Source organism: Herbaspirillum rhizosphaerae, assembly GCF_001189965.1.
Taxonomy (GTDB): Bacteria; Pseudomonadota; Gammaproteobacteria; order Burkholderiales; family Burkholderiaceae_D; genus Herbaspirillum; species Herbaspirillum rhizosphaerae.
Genome location: NZ_LFLU01000013.1, coordinates 1 through 15,882 on the forward strand (window position 1 = coordinate 1; position 15,882 = coordinate 15,882).

A 15,882-nucleotide genomic window follows, 5' to 3' on the forward strand; every position below is an offset into this window, starting at 1 on the left:
GGCTAGTCTGTCAGCGTTGCGCCAGATCACGGTGGGCGGCGAAGGCTTGCCGGGCGACGCCTTGCGCCAGTGGCGCGCAGGCCCCTTGCAGCACATCCGTCTGGACAACCTGTACGGCCCGACCGAAACCACGGTGGCCTGCATGTACCGCCAGACCTGCGCCGCCGATACCGAACAGGCCATCGTCTCGATCGGCCAGGCCTATCCCTCACGCAGCGTGTACGTGATGGACGCCGAAGGCAATGAAGCGCCGGACGGCGGCCTGGGCGAGTTGTGCATTGCCGGCGACACGCTGGCGCGCGGCTATCTCGGCCGGGCAGCGCTGACGGCGGAGAAATTCATCCCCGACCCTTACCGCGACGACGGTGCACGGCTGTATCGCAGCGGCGACCTGTGCCGCCGCCGCGAAGACGGCAGCATCGCCTTCCTGGGACGCATCGACCAGCAAGTCAAGCTGCGCGGCTTCCGCATCGAACTGGGCGAGATCGAAGCAGTGTTGCGGCAAAGCCCGGGCGTGCAGGACGCGGTGGTGGAGCTGTGCGGCGAAGGCGAAGGCAAACGCCTGGTCGGTTATGTGGTGGGAGAGGCGGCGCACGACGACATTCGCCTGTTGGCGCAGGCGCGCCTGCCGGGTTACATGGTGCCGTCGGCACTGGTGACGCTGGAGCGCTTGCCGCTCATGCCCAACGGCAAAGTCGATCGCAAGGCCTTGCCGGCGCCGCAGCAGGAGCCGGCGGCACGTCAGCTGGTCGGCCCGGACAACCAGACCCAGGCGATCTTGCTGGCGATCTGGCGTGACGTCCTGGGGCGCGAGGATATCGGTGTGACGGATAACTTCTTTGAGGCAGGTGGGGATTCCATTGCCGCGTTGCGTCTGGCCGAAGCGGCACGACGGCATGGCATTTCCGGCTATACGCTGGAGCTGCTGTTCAACTTTCCGGACATCGCAGCCGCCACGCATGCGATGCAGGATGCGTCGCGCAATTTTCCCTCCAATATCCTGCCGCTCAATGCCGGGCCGCAAGCGCACAAGCTGTTCGCGATTCACCCCGGCTACGGCCTGGTGGCGCCGTATCGCGCGTTGGCGCGCCATCTGGAAGACAGGTTCAGCGTCTACGGCGTGCAATCGCCGCTGCATTCGGAGCCGGACTGGTGGCCGCCGTCCATCGCTGCACTGGCGCAGGACTACGTACAACGCATACGCATGGTCCAGCCCGAGGGGCCGTATCTGTTGCTGGGTTGGTCGGTGGGCGGACAGATCGCCACGCAGGTGGCTGCCGTGCTGGAAGCGAGCGGCCAACAGGTCGCCTTTTTGGGACTGATCGACAGCTATGTCCGCGTTGCCGCACCGGGTGCGGTGGCGCCGCCGGCGCGTCCTTCGGTCGATCCCGCAGCACTGGATCGCTTCATGGCGCAGATGGCGGCGGAAGAGCCCGGCTGGACCCAGCGCATCGGGCAAGGCGAGGAGGGCCGCACACTGGCCGCGCAAGCCATGCAGGTGCGGGATCATTTTGAAACGCTGCCCGGACGCGAACAGGCGCTGTCGCTGAGGGTGCCGGCAAGCCTGTGGCTGGCCCGGGCTTCATTGCCTGCCGATGCGCAACAGACCGTCGATAGCTGGCAGGGTGCTATCGGCAGCGCCGTCGAGCTGCGCGACGTAATCGATACCGACCACACCGGCGTGATCCACGACGCCACGCTGCTGGCGCAATTGCACAGTCGACTGGCGCAATTGCCGGCGGGATCTTCATGATGCTCCGCTCGCGGCGGCGCATCGAACACCTTTACAGACAGGATCACCACTATGGCCAATGACGCAATCTTGTTCAGTCATTTCTCCGCCTTGCTGACCAGGCGGGCGCATCAGCATCCGGACAAGATCGCGCTGACGTTTCTGGGCGATGGCGACAGCGTCACCGAGGAGTTGAGCTTTGCCCAGCTGGAGCTGCGCGTGCAAACGCTGGCGTGCCGGCTGGCGGCGCAAGCGGCGCCGGGCGAGCGGGCCTTGCTGCTGTATCCCAGCGGCCCGGATTATGTGATCGCCTTTCTGGCATGCCTGCGCGCAGGCTTGATTGCGGTTCCCGCTTATCCGCCCGAATCGGCGTCGGCGCACCACACGCAACGACTGCTGACCATACTCCAGGATGCCTCCGCCGGCATGCTGTTGACGGCGACAGCCATGCTGCCGGGATTGCAGCAGATGCTTGCGGGAGAAGAAGTATGGCGCGGCGTTGCGATACTGGCGACCGACGACATGGCAGCGACGGCCAGCGCGACTGACGCAGCCAAGTGGACGCCGCCGGCGATCCATGCCGGCGCGGTGGCGTTCTTGCAATACACCTCGGGATCGACCTCGCAGCCCAAGGGTGTGCGCGTCACACATGGCAATCTGATCGCCAACCAGCGAGCCATACAAAGCGCCTTCGGCATCGGCGACGGCGACACCATCGTCAGCTGGCTGCCCCTGTATCACGACATGGGGCTCATCGGCGGACTGCTGCAACCGCTGTTCAGCGGCGTGCGACTGGTGCTGCTGTCGCCGCGTCATTTCCTGGAGCGGCCGCTGCGCTGGCTGAAGGCGATCTCGACCTTCGGCGGCACCGTCAGCGGCGGGCCGGATTTCGCTTATCGCTTGTGCGCCGAACGCATTCCCGCGCAACAACTGGCGCAACTGGATCTGCGTTCATGGAAACTGGCGTTCTCCGGATCGGAACCGATCCGGGCCGACACCTTGCGCACCTTTGCCCAACATTTTTCTTCCGCAGGCTTCGATCCGCATGCCTTGTATCCTTGCTACGGGCTGGCCGAGGCGACCTTGCTGGTGACCGGCGCCGGCAGGGGCGACGGCTTCCGCGCATTGCACGCCGACGCGGCGGCATTGGCGCAACATCGTTTCGAAGCGACGGCAGACGGCGTCGAACTGATCTCGTCCGGCGCGGTGCAGGCGGGGCATCTGCTTGCCGTGATGGAACCGGAGCAAGGGCGGCCCCTGGCCGCCGGCGAGGTCGGTGAAATCTGGTTCCACGGTCCCAGCGTGGCGGACGGCTATTGGAATAACCGCGACGCTACCGCCGCCAGTTTTGTGGAGCACGACGGCCGCCGCTGGCTGCGTACCGGCGACATGGGATTTTTGCGCGACGGGCAGCTGTTCGTCACCGGACGGCGCAAGGACATGATCATCGTGCGCGGCCAGAACCTGTATCCGCAAGACATCGAGCTGGCGGTGGAAAGCGAGATTGAGCTGGTGCGCAAGGGACGGGTTGCCGCCTTTCCCGTTCAACTGGCGGGACGCGAAGGAATCGGCATCGCCGCCGAGATCGGCCGTGCGACGCAAAAACTGACCGATCCGCAAGCGCTCGCAAACAGCATCGCGGAAGTGGTCGGCCGCCATTGCCAGGAACCGGCCGGCGTGGTGGTGCTGCTGAATCCGGGCGGCATGCCCAGGACCACCAGCGGAAAATTGCAACGCTCAGCCTGCGCGGCGCGGTGGGAAAACAATCAGCTGGATGCCTATGCGGTGATCCGGGCCGGGAAATTGTCGCGTCCCGCAGTCCCTGAAACGATGGCCGCAGCAGCACCGGTTGACGGCGCGCTGCAGCGGATGGGCAAGCTATGGGACGAGGTGCTGGGATCGCAAGGCGCCGGCGCCGACGACGGCTTCTTCTCGCTCGGCGGCAGTTCGCTGACGGCGGCGCAAGTTGCGGCACGGGTGCGCGCCGAATTCGGCATCGAAGTCAATCTTGCCTGGTTGTTCGAGACCCGCACGCTCGGCGAATTTTGTGCCCGCGTGATGCGCGCGCAAACCGAAGCGGAAGACGGCGAGGCCGTCTCCCTGCAGCCGCGCGACGCCGCGCAATTGCATGCCACGTCCTTCGCGCAACGCGGCATGTGGTTCCTGTGGCGCATGGCGCCGCAGAGCCCGGCCTACAACATCGCGGGTTCGCTGGCATGGCGCGGCGCGCTCGACATTGCCGCGCTGGAGCAGGCGCTGGATGCGCTGGCGCAGCGCCATGCCGGGCTGCGTACACGGTTTGACGACCGCGACGGCGTCTGCCGGCAAACCGTGATGGCGACGTCCGGGGTGCTGCTGCAGCATGATCGTCTCGACGGCCTTGCCGCGGCATCACGCCCGCAGGCAGTGCGCGCGAGCATACGCGAGATGGCGTCGCAGCCCTTCGATCTGATTGCGGGGCCGCTGTGGCGGGTCAGGCTGATACGTGTGGCGCAGGACGAGCATGTACTGGCGGTGGCGATCCACCATATCGTCGCCGACGGCGCCTCCATGCAAATTCTGATACGCGACCTGGTCGCGTTGTACCAGGCCGCCAGGACCGGCGCCGGCGCCTCTTTGCCGGCGCTGCCGGTCGACTATGCCGATTACGCGGTATGGCAGGAGCAGCGTTTGCAGCGTTTGAATGCGCAACGCATGGAGCGCGAACTGGCCTACTGGACTGCGCAATTGGGTGGCGCGCCGGTGGTGCTGGAACTGCCGCTGGATCGTCCGCGGCCGCCGGTGCAAAGTTTCAAGGGCGCCACGGTCGGCTTCACGCTGGCGCCGGCGACGGCAGCAGCGCTGAAGCAGTTTGCGCGGACGGGCAATGCGACGCCGTTCATGGTGCTGTGCGCCGCCTTCAATGTGCTGTTGCATCGCTACAGCGGACAGTCCGATGTGCGCGTCGGCGTACCGTTTTCCAACCGCTTGCTGGCGGAAACGGAAAACCTGGTCGGCATGTTCGTCAACACGCTGGTGCTCAGGTCGACCTGGCAGCCGCAACAGGGATTTGCAGACGTGTTGTCGCAGGTGCGGGCCACGACCTTGCAGGCGCAGGCGCACGCAGACTTGCCCTTCGATCGCCTGGTCGAAGCGCTGCAGCCGCAGCGCAGCCTGGCGCACAGCCCGCTGTTCCAGGCCATGTTCAACCACCAGGAGCGCCGCTCCGTGGTCGAGACCGGCGACGCCGCCCTGGACATCAGCGTGATGGCGGAGGATGGCGACATCACCAAGTTCGACCTTTGCCTCAACACGGTGGACGATGGCGCGGGCGGCATCTCTGGTGTCTTCGTGTATGCCGGCGATCTGTTCGACGAGTCCTCGATCCAGCGCCTGGCCGGTAATTTCGTGTCGCTGCTGGAGCAATTGCTGGCAGCGCCGCAATGCAGCGTGGGCGAGATCGAGCTGATGGACGGCAAGCAGATCGGGCAGATTCTGGAATGGAGCCGCGGCGCCCGGCAGCCCGTCCCGCAGCAACGGATTCACGAGGAGATCGCTGCCCGGGCAGCGGCTGCGCCCGACGCCACGGCGCTGATTTTCGGCGCACACCGCATGAGCTATGCCGAACTGAACCGGCGCGCCGATTGCCTGGCGCAGCAACTGGCCGAGCAGGGCGCAGGCCCGGACGTGGTGGTGGGGTTGCTGCTGGAACGCTCCTTCGACCTGGTGGTCGGGCTGCTGGGCGTGCTCAAGTCGGGCGCGGCTTATCTGCCGCTGGACACCGACGCGCCGCCGGCCCGCTTGCGCTATATGGCAGAGGATGCCGGACTGAGCTTGCTGGTCACGCATGGTGCAGCCGGCGTTGCGCAGCAGCTGGCGTTGCCGGCAATCGATCTCGACCGGTTTGACTGGAATGCGCCGCTGCGCGCGCAGGTCTGCACCCGGCCGGCTGCGGATAACCTGGCCTATGTGCTGTACACCTCGGGGACGACCGGGCAACCCAAGGGCGTAGCCAACACGCATGGCGCATTGACGCGCCGATTGCAATGGATGCAGCAGGAATATGCGCTCGGCGCCGAGGAAACCTTGCTGCACAAGACGCCGGTGAGCTTTGACGTCTCGGTCTGGGAAATTCTCTGGACGCTGAGCCGCGGTGCGCAACTGGTATTGGCAGCGCCCGGCGAGCATCGCGATCCGCAACGCCTGGCCGAGCTGATCTGCCGGCATGCGGTGAGCACGGTGCACTTCGTGCCGTCGATGCTGCGACTCTTCATCGCGCAGAACGAGGCGAGCGATTTACGCAGCCTCAGGCGCCTGTTTTCCGGCGGCGAAGCGCTGACGCGCGAATTGCAGGCGCAGGTGCTGGAACGTCTGCCCGGAGTGCGCTTCGACAATCGCTACGGCCCGACCGAGGCGCTGATCAATGCCAGTTACTGGACGTGCAGGGCGGATGCCCATGCCGGCGTGCCGATCGGACGGCCGCTGGCCGACACCGCACTGTATGTGCTCGACGCGCAACTCAAGCTGGCGCCGGCGGGTGTGGCAGGCGATCTCTACATCGGCGGCGCAGCGCTGGCGCGCGGCTATCTTGGGCGCAGTGCGCTGAGCGCGCAGCGCTTCATTCCCGATCCGTATGGCGATGAACCGGGCAGCCGCCTGTACCGCTCCGGGGACCGGGCGCGCTGGCGCGCCGACGGCGCACTCGAATACCTCGGGCGCGACGATCATCAGGTCAAGATCCGCGGATTCCGGATTGAATTGGGCGAAATCGAAACCCTGCTGCGCGCGGCACCGGACGTGCGCGAAGCGGCGGTGCTGGCTTGCGAAGGACCGGGCGGCCTGCGTCTGGCGGCCTACGTAGTGTTCGATCAACAGCGCGATATGGCCTTGCTGAAGAAAGAGCTGGCGGCGCAGTTGCCGGAATACATGGTGCCCGCCGTTTTCGTGCCCATGCCGCGCTTGCCGCTGATGGCCAACGGCAAGCTCGACCGGGCCGCCTTGCCTGCGCCGACCTGGGAATCGCGCGATTACGTCGCACCGCGCACTGCGGTCGAAAAAACGGTGGCGCAGTTATGGCAAGACTTGCTGCAGGTCGAGCGAGTGGGGCTGAGCGATGCTTTCCTGGAACTGGGCGGACATTCCTTGCTGGCCACGCAGGTGGTTTCCCGCCTGCGCCAGCAATTCAATATCGAACTGCCGCTGCGCAGCTTGTTTGAAGCGGAGGACCTGCAAGCGTTTGCGCTGTGCGTGCAAGACTGCATCGACCAGGGACAGCACAGCCGTCAACCGCCGTTGCTGCCGGTGGCGCGCGATGCTGCGCTGGCGCTTTCGTATTCCCAGGAACGCATGTGGTTCCTCTGGAACATGGAACCGCTGGGCGCTTCCTACAACGTCGGCGGCGCAGTGCGGCTGCGCGGCGAACTTGATGTGGCGGCCTTGCGCGCTGCGCTGCAGGCGCTGGTCATGCGCCACGAAGGCTTGCGCACTACCTTTCCGTCGGAGCAGGGGCAGGCGCGGCAATGCGTTGCGGCCGAGGCCGGCGTGTTCCTGCAGGAACAGGATTTCAGCGTCGGCGACCCCCATGAAAATGAACGCAAGGTCGCCGCCTTCGCAGAACAGGAAGCGCATCGTCCCTTCGATCTGGCGCAAGGGCCCCTGATGCGCATCCATTTGCTCAAGCTGGCGCAGGCGCATCATTTGCTGCTGGTGAGCATTCACCACATCGTGGCCGAAGGCTGGGCCATGGACGTCTTTGCGGATGAGTTTTCCCAGCTGTATCGCGACTTTTCGCAAGGCAGGGCATCGACGCTGCCGCCACTGGCGATCCAATATCCCGATTTCGCCGCGTGGCAGCGCGCCTGGCTGGGCAACGGCGAAGGCGCACGCCAACTGGCTTACTGGAAACAGCGCCTTGGCAATGAGCATCCGGTGCTGGAGTTGCCGTTCGACCGTGCGCGGCCGGCAGTGCAGCAGTTCGAGGGCGACTTTGTCACGATGGAACTGCCGCCTGAACTGGCGGCAGAGGTGGCCGCCTTCAACCGCCGCCATGGGGTGACGCTGTTCATGACGGTCATGACGGCCATGATGGCGCTGCTGCATCGCTACAGCGGTCAGGCCGACCTGCGCATCGGCTATCCGATCGCCAACCGCACCCGGCCGGAGTTCGAACGCCTGATCGGCGGCTTCCTCAATACCCAGGTGCTGCAATGCGACATCGATGCCGGCATGACGGCCGCCGATCTGCTGGCGGCGGTGCGCGAGGCGGCGCTGGAAGCGCAAGCGCATCAGGACGTTCCCTTTCATGCCATCGTCGACGAATTGCGGCCGCAGCGCAGCGCATCCCATTCGCCGCTGTTTCAGGTCATGTGCAATGTCCAGCGCTGGCGGTTCCAGCAGACACGCGAGGTGGCGCCGGGACTGCAACTGGAATTCGAAGGCAACGACGCCAAAACGGCGAAGTTCGATCTGCTGCTGGACGTGACCGATATCGATGGCAGGTTTGCCTGCGTGTTCAGCTACCAGACCGCCTTGTTCAACCGCGCCACCATCGAGCGGCTGGCGCGTCATTGGCGCGGCCTGCTGAGCGAAATCGTGCGCAATCCCGACACGCTGCTCTATCAGTTGCCGCTGCTGGAGAGCGCCGAACGGCAACAGCTGCTGGCGGCCTCTGGCCATGCGCAATCCCGGTTTGAGGTGAGCGAGTCCCTGCAGGCGCGCTTCGAGCGCCAGGTTGCACGGCGCGGCCAGGCCATCGCCGTCAGCGCCGAGGAGGGCAGCCTGAGCTACGCCGCACTCAATGCCCGCGCCAACCAATTGGCCTGGGCCTTGCGTCAGCAGGGCGTGGGGCCGGACGTGCTGGTCGGTTTGGCGGTGCAGCGCTCGCTGGACACCATCGTCGGCATGCTGGGCATTCTCAAGGTGGGCGGCGCATATCTGCCGCTGGATCCGGATTACCCGCCCGAGCGCCTGGCCTTCATGCTGGCCGACGCCCGCCCGGCGCTGGTGCTCACGCAAGCGCGCGTGCGCGATGCCTTGCCGGCCACCGACGTGCCGGTCTGGTGTCTCGACAGCGACTGGGAACACATCGCCGTGCATGAGACGCACGACTTGCCGGTGACCGTGCATCCGGCCAACCTGGCTTACTGCATCTACACCTCCGGTTCCACCGGCAAGCCCAAAGGGGCCTTGCTGACGCATGCCAATGCCCAGCGCCTGTTCCTGGCGACCGAATCGCAGTTCGGTTTCGACGACCGTGACGTCTGGACCATGTTCCACAGCTACGCATTCGATTTCTCGGTGTGGGAGGTATTCGGCGCGCTGCTGCATGGCGGCAGGCTGGTCGTGGTTCCCTTCCTGACCAGTCGCTCGCCGGCAGATTTCCTGGCCTTGCTGCAGCGGGAAAACGTGACCGTGCTCAATCAGACGCCGTCGGCGTTCCGTCAGCTGATGCAGGTGCCCGGGCTGTATCAGGGCGGCGTGCCGGCCAGCCTGCGCTATGTCGTGTTCGGCGGCGAAGCGCTGGATTTACCGGCGCTCAGGCCATGGTTTGCACAACTCGGCGACACCCGGCCGACCCTCGTCAACATGTACGGCATCACGGAAACCACGGTGCACGTCAGTTGGCGCCCGCTCAAGGCGGCCGATGCGGAGTTGCCGCTCAGCCCGGTCGGCGCGCCGCTGCACGATCTGTACTGGCATGTGCTGGACGCAAACCTCGAACCGGCGCCGGCCGGCGTCAAAGGGGAGCTTTACATCGGCGGCGCAGGACTGGCGCGCGGCTATCTCGGCCGTCAGGCGCTGACCGCCGAACGCTTCCTGCCGGATCCGTTCTCGGCGCTTGCCGGGGCCCGTCTTTACCGTACCGGCGACACCGCGCGCCGTACTGCCGATGGCGAGATGGAATATCTTGGCCGTGCCGATTCGCAGGTGAAGATTCGCGGCTTCCGCATCGAACCGGGAGAAATCGAAGCCCGCCTGCGAGCACATCCGCAGGTCGCCGACGCAGTCGTCGTGGCGCGCAAGGATGACGGCGGTCACGTCCAACTGGTGGCCTATGTGGTGGCCAACGGCGAGGGCGCGCCGCTTGCCGCAGGGCAGTTGCAGGAAGACCTGCGTAGCAGCCTCCAAGCCTGCTTGCCGGCCTATATGGTGCCGTCGGCATTCGTGCTCATGCCGGTGTTGCCGCTGACCGTCAACGGCAAACTGGACCAGCGCAGCCTGCCGGCGCCGACCTATCAGGCCGCGGCCGTTTACCAGGATGCGCAAGATCCCCTGCAGGAGCATCTGGCGCGCATCTGGAAACAAGTGCTCAATGCCGATCGCGTCGGCATTCATGACAACTTCTTTGAACTGGGCGGGGACTCCATCGCCGCCGTGCGCATGGTCGGCCATGCCCGCGAGGCCGGTCTGCTGCTGACGCCGCAGATGCTGTTCCAGCACCAGACCATCGCCTTGCTGGCGGCGCAGATGCAAGACACCGGTGACGCCGCGCCCGGGCTCGCCGAACCGGCGGTGTTCGACGCCAGCCCCTATGCGCTCACACCGATGCAAGAAGGGATTTTGTTCCACAGCTATGCCCAGCGCGACCAGGGCACGTATATCGTGCAATGCAGCTGCGAGATCCGGGGCGAGCTCGATGAAGCCGCTTTCCTGGCGTCCTGGCGGCAGGCGCTGGCAACCCACGATATCCTGCGCACCGGCTTTACGCTGGACGACAATGGGCAGGCGCAGCAAACCGTGCAGCCCCAGGCGACGCTGCCGCTGGCGCAGCACGATTGGAGCAGGCAGAGCGTCGCCGAACAGCAGGCCAGCCTGCAAGCCTTGCTGGAGTCCGATCATCGCACTGACTTCGCACTGGATGCGGCGCCCCTGATGCGCCTGATCCTGGTGCGCCTGGGGCCGCAGCAGCGGCATCTGATCTGGACCCATCATCACTTGCTGATGGATGCCTGGAGCGTCGACTGGTTGCTGGCCGAAGTGGCGCGCACCTATCATGCGCTGGCGGCAGGACAGGCGCCGGCCATGCCCGTCGTGACACCGTTCCGCGACTATGTCGCCTGGCTCAACGCGCAAGATCGCGGTCGCGCGCGCGCCTGGTGGCAACATGCTCTTGCAGGCTTGTCCGAACCCTTGCTGCTGCGCCGGACGATGACGCCGTCGGCGCCGTTGCCTGGCATGGGCCGGCTGCAGCGCAGCTTCAGCGCTGAGCGCACGGCCGCACTGAGCCGTTATGCGCGTTCGCAACGCATCACCCTCAATACCCTGGTCCAGGGTGCGCTGTTGCAGGCGCTGTCGACCTTGACGCGCCAGGGCCAGCCGGTAGTGGGTGTGACGGTGTCCGGCCGCGATGCGCCGGTACCGGGCATCCTGGCGATGAAGGGACTGTTCATCAATACCGTGCCGCTGTTCATGGACATCGCGCAAGGCGGCGAGGTCGGCGCCTGGCTGCGCGCATTGCAGGACAAGAATATTGGACTGCGCGAACACGCGATGCTGCCGCTGGTGGAGATTCAGGCCGCTTCCGACGTGGCGCGCGGCACGCCTTTGTTCGATGTCATTTTCGTGTTTGAAAATCACCCGCTGGACGAGCGCCTGAAAGAAGATATCCGCCGGCTCGGCGTGGGCGATATTCAATCGCAGCATCGCAACGGCTATCCGCTGACCGTGATCGTCTGGCCCGAAGACGAACTGCGCTTCCTCGTGCTGCATGAGTATCAGCACATGGACGATAAGCAGGCCGGCAGCTTGTTTGATCGTATCGACGGCTTGCTGTCCGACTGGTGCCGCCCGCAGCCGGCATTGCTGGGCAGCGCGTTATGGCGCATACCGTCGCAGGCGGCGCCTGCAAGGCCGCCGCAGCATTTGCCGGCGCGCAGCCTGCACGCCTTGATCGAGCAGCGCGGTCGCGAAACGCCGCACGCAATCGCGGTCTCGCTCGGTACGCAGACTTTGAGTTATGCGGAGCTGAACCGGCAGGCCAACCAACTGGCCAGGAAGCTGCGCGCCTTGGGCGTGAAGTCCGAGCAACTGGTCGGGCTGGCCACAAATCGTACGCCGGACATGCTGGTCGCGTTGCTCGCCATCCTCAAGGCCGGCGCCGCCTATCTGCCGCTGGATCCGAAGCAGCCGGCCCAGCGGCTGGCCGCAATGCTGGCCGACGCGCGTCCCGCGGCCATCATCGCGCATGCCGATGTGCTCAGCCTGCTGCCTGCCGGGGCTGGGCCGGTCTGGTGCCTGGATCGCGATGCTGCGCTGCTGGCAGATGACGACAGCGATCTCGCGCTGCCGGTCCATCCGGACAATCTGGCCTACTGCATCTATACCTCGGGTTCGACCGGGGTTCCGAAGGGCGCCTTGCTCAGCCATGCCAACGTCTTGCGCCTGTTCGAGACCAGCAAGGGACAGTTCGGTTTCAGCCGCGACGACGTCTGGACCGTGTTCCACAGCCATGCCTTCGATTTTTCGGTGTGGGAAATATTCGGCGCCTTGTTGCACGGCGGCCGGCTGGTGCTGGTGCCGTATTTGCTGAGCCGTTCGCCGGACGCCTTCCTGCAACTCCTGATCGACGAAAAGGTGACGGTGCTGAACCAGACGCCGTCCGCCTTCCGGCAGATTCTGGAGTTGCCCGATCTGTACCGGCACACGCCGTCGCTGTCGCTGCGCCATGTGATTTTCGGCGGCGAGGCGCTGGACGTCGGCTGCCTGCAAACCTGGTTCGCGCAGGCGGGGCCGCAACAGCCGGCCATGATCAACATGTACGGCATCACCGAAACCACCGTGCACGTGACATATCGGCGCCTGCATCCCGACGATGCGCAACGGCGCAGCAGTCCTGTCGGTTTGCCGCTGGCGGACCTTGACGGCTATGTGCTGGATGCCGATCTCAATCAGGTTCCCGACGGTTGCGAGGGCGAACTCTACGTCGGCGGGCCCGGCCTCGCGCGCGGCTACCTGAAGCGCGGCAGCCTGAGCGCCGATCGCTTCATTCCGGATCCGTATGGCGCGCACGAAGGAGGGCGCTTGTATCGCACCGGGGATCTGGTCTGCCGGAACGAGGCCGGCGTACTCGACTATCTGGGGCGTATCGATCAGCAGGTAAAAGTGCGCGGTTTCCGTGTCGAACTCGGCGAGATCGAGGCGCGCTTGCGCGAGCTGCCCGGAGTGCGCGACGGCGTCGTGCTGGTGCGCGGCGAGGCAGACCAGCGCCACCTGATGGCGTATGTCGTGACCGATGCGGCATCCCGGCCCGACGCTGCGGCGACGACCTGGAAAGCGGCGCTGCGGCAGGTGCTGCCGGACTACATGGTGCCTGCGGCGCTGGTGCCAATGGAGCGATTCCCGCTCACGATCAACGGCAAGCTGGACCAGGCGGCTCTGGCGGCGTTGCAGCCGGGGGTGTTCGGCGGCGCAGATGTGGAGCCGGCGGTCAGCGCCACCGAAGTTGCGTTGGCAAGCATCTGGAGCGACGTGCTTGGTCTGGAGCGGGTCGGCGTGACCCATAACTTCCTGGCGCTGGGCGGCCATTCGTTAAGCGCGGTGAAGGTCGGGGCGCAGGTCAAGAAGCGGCTGGGAGTGGCGGTGCCGTTGGCGGTCCTGTTCGAATTGCAAACCATCCGTGCCCTGGCGCAATGGATCGATCAGGCCGTGCATCTCAATCGCAATGACGCCGCGGAGATGCAGCAATGGCTGAAAGATTTGGAAGGCGACGCGCTGGAGGAGGCCGGCTGATGCTGCTGGCGCAGCCTCGATGCAGCAGTTGCGCATGAACCGGATGACAACAAAGCCTTGTTGTATATCAGCAAATTGTCGTATTATTTCGATAGTAAATAAGAATGATTGTCATTTGTATTATTAATTAAGCAAGGTTCCGTCGCGGTTCCTTTTGTCTGTATAAAAAATAACATCAAGGGTAAGGGCGATTTATGAAGTCGAAGACCGTAGTGATGAAATTGAACAAAATCAACATGCTGCTGCTGGGCGCAGGCCTGCTGTGCTCGGCCGGAACCGGATCGGCATGGGCGCAGAGCAGCGCCGATACAGCGGCCACAGCGTCTAAGGACGGAAGTCTGCCTGCGGTCACCGTCACCGACAAGAGCGATGCCGGCTACACCGCGCTGCCGCCGGCCTATTCCGGCGGACAGGTGGCGCGCGGCGCAGGCCTGGGCTTGCTGGGCAATCGCGACTACATGGACGTGCCGTATTCGATCGTCAGCTATACGGCGCAAACCATCCAGGACCAGCAGGCGCGCAACGTCAGCGATGTGTTCAAGAGCGATCCGTCGGTGCGTTCGATCTGGTCCGACGGCAGCTACGTCAATCAGTTCACGGTGCGCGGCTTTGCGGTGCAAGGACAGGACATGGCGGTCAACGGCATCTACGGCATCGTACCGCCGCAAATGACCGGCGGCCTGGAAGGCTATGAGCGTGTGGAACTGCTGCGCGGACCGAGCGCGACCCTGAGCGGCATGGCGCCGTCGGGCGCCGTCGGCGGCACCATCAACCTGGTCACCAAGCGCGCCACGGATACGCCGATCACCCAGGTGACCGGCAGCTACTACTCCAACGGCCAGCTCGGCACCAGCGTCGATCTGGGACGCCGCTTCGGTCCGGACAACAGCCTGGGCATCCGCGTCAATGCCGCCTACCGCGACGGCAATACGGCGGTGGACAGCCAGGCGCAACGCGTGAGCTCGGTGGCGGTCGGATTGGACTATCGCTCCCGCAACGTGCGCCTGTCGGCCGACTTCGGCTATCACGACATGAACGTCGACTCGCCCAACCGCGTGGTGTTTACCGACAACGCCAACTTCCAGATCCCGAGCGCACCGGACAGTTCCAAGAATCTGGGACAGAACTGGTACTTCGCAAAATCGCATGACACCTACGGGCTGGTGCGCGCAGAAGTCGATATCACGCCGGACGTAACGGCCTATGCGGTTGTCGGCGGCCGTCGCAATGATTTTCTCGGGTTGTATAACTTTATTTACCTGCAAAACGCTGCCGGCAATTTCCGCGCCAATCAGTATTACCAGCCGACCTATTCCAATACCGAAACGGTGCAGGCAGGCCTGAGCGGAAAATTCAATACCGGCGCATTGCATCACACGGTTAACGTGTCCGCAACGCAATTGCAGATCGAGTCGGGCGTGCTGGCGCCGGTGATCTCGACGTATACCTCGAACATCTACAATCCTGCCACCGTGGCGCCGACCAGCCTCGCGGCGTTCAGCAGCAAGGCGCCCAAAACCGCGCAGGCGACGCTGACCAGTTTTGCCATCGCCGACACCGTCGCGATGTTCTCCGACCGGCTGCAGATTACCGCCGGCGTACGCAACCAGATCGTGCAGAACGACGCCTTCAGCGCCACCACGGGACTGAAGACCACCGCCTACAACAAGAACGCCGTCACGCCGACGGTGGGCGTCCTGTTCAAGCCTTGGGAACAAGTTTCCTTGTACGCCAATTATGTAGAAGGCCTGAGCCAGGGACCGACTGCGCCGACTGCCGGCGTCACCAACCCGGGCGCCGTGTTTGCACCGATGAAATCCAAGCAGGCCGAAGCCGGCGCCAAGTTTGATGTCGGCGGCCTGGGCGGCGGCGTGAGCGTGTTTGAAATCAAACAGCCGAATGCTTACACCAATGCCTCCAACACCTATGTGGTCGACGGCGAGCAACGCAATCGCGGCATTGAATTCACCGGCTTCGGTACTTTCGCAAAACAAGGCCGCCTGCTGGGCGGCGTGAGTTTCATCGACGGCGTGCTGACCAAGACGTCCAGTGCACTCACCGACGGCAACAAGGCAGTCGGCGTGCCGACCACCAACGTCAACCTCGGCGCCGAATGGGATTTTGCATCGGTGCCTGGACTGACCGTCAGCGGCCGCTATATCTACACCTCGTCGCAGTACTACAACGTCGCGAACACCCAGAGCATTCCGAGCTGGAAACGGGTCGACATCGGCGCCCGCTACGCCATGACTGTCGCCGGCAAGCCGGTGAAGGTGCGCGCCACGGTGGAAAACCTGTTCGACAGCGACTATTGGGCATCGACTTCTGCCAACTATGGTTTGTCGCGCGGTTCGCCGCGTACCTTCCTGCTCTCGGCAACGGTCGATTTTTAAGCACCGCCGGGCCGCCCGAGAGGGCAGCCCGTGCATATTGAACGCATGACC

The 15,882-nt window shown here is 64.8% G+C and carries 3 protein-coding genes; all 3 read left to right on the forward strand.

Translation table 11 applies throughout. The features are described 5' to 3' along the window. On the forward strand, window positions 1-1,753 hold a 1,753-nt coding region (locus AKL25_RS16810), incomplete at its 5' end, for an alpha/beta fold hydrolase (protein WP_157050676.1). Window positions 1,754-1,804: 51 nt separating this feature from the next. After that, window positions 1,805-13,438 (forward strand): non-ribosomal peptide synthetase, encoded by an 11,634-nt coding sequence (locus AKL25_RS16815; RefSeq protein ID WP_050478863.1) that lies wholly within the window; start codon window positions 1,805-1,807, stop codon window positions 13,436-13,438. Between the two features lie 215 nt (window positions 13,439-13,653). Next, window positions 13,654-15,831 (forward strand): TonB-dependent receptor, encoded by a 2,178-nt coding sequence (locus tag AKL25_RS16820; RefSeq protein ID WP_276203017.1) that lies wholly within the window; start codon window positions 13,654-13,656, stop codon window positions 15,829-15,831. The last annotated feature ends 51 nt before the right edge of the window (window positions 15,832-15,882 follow it).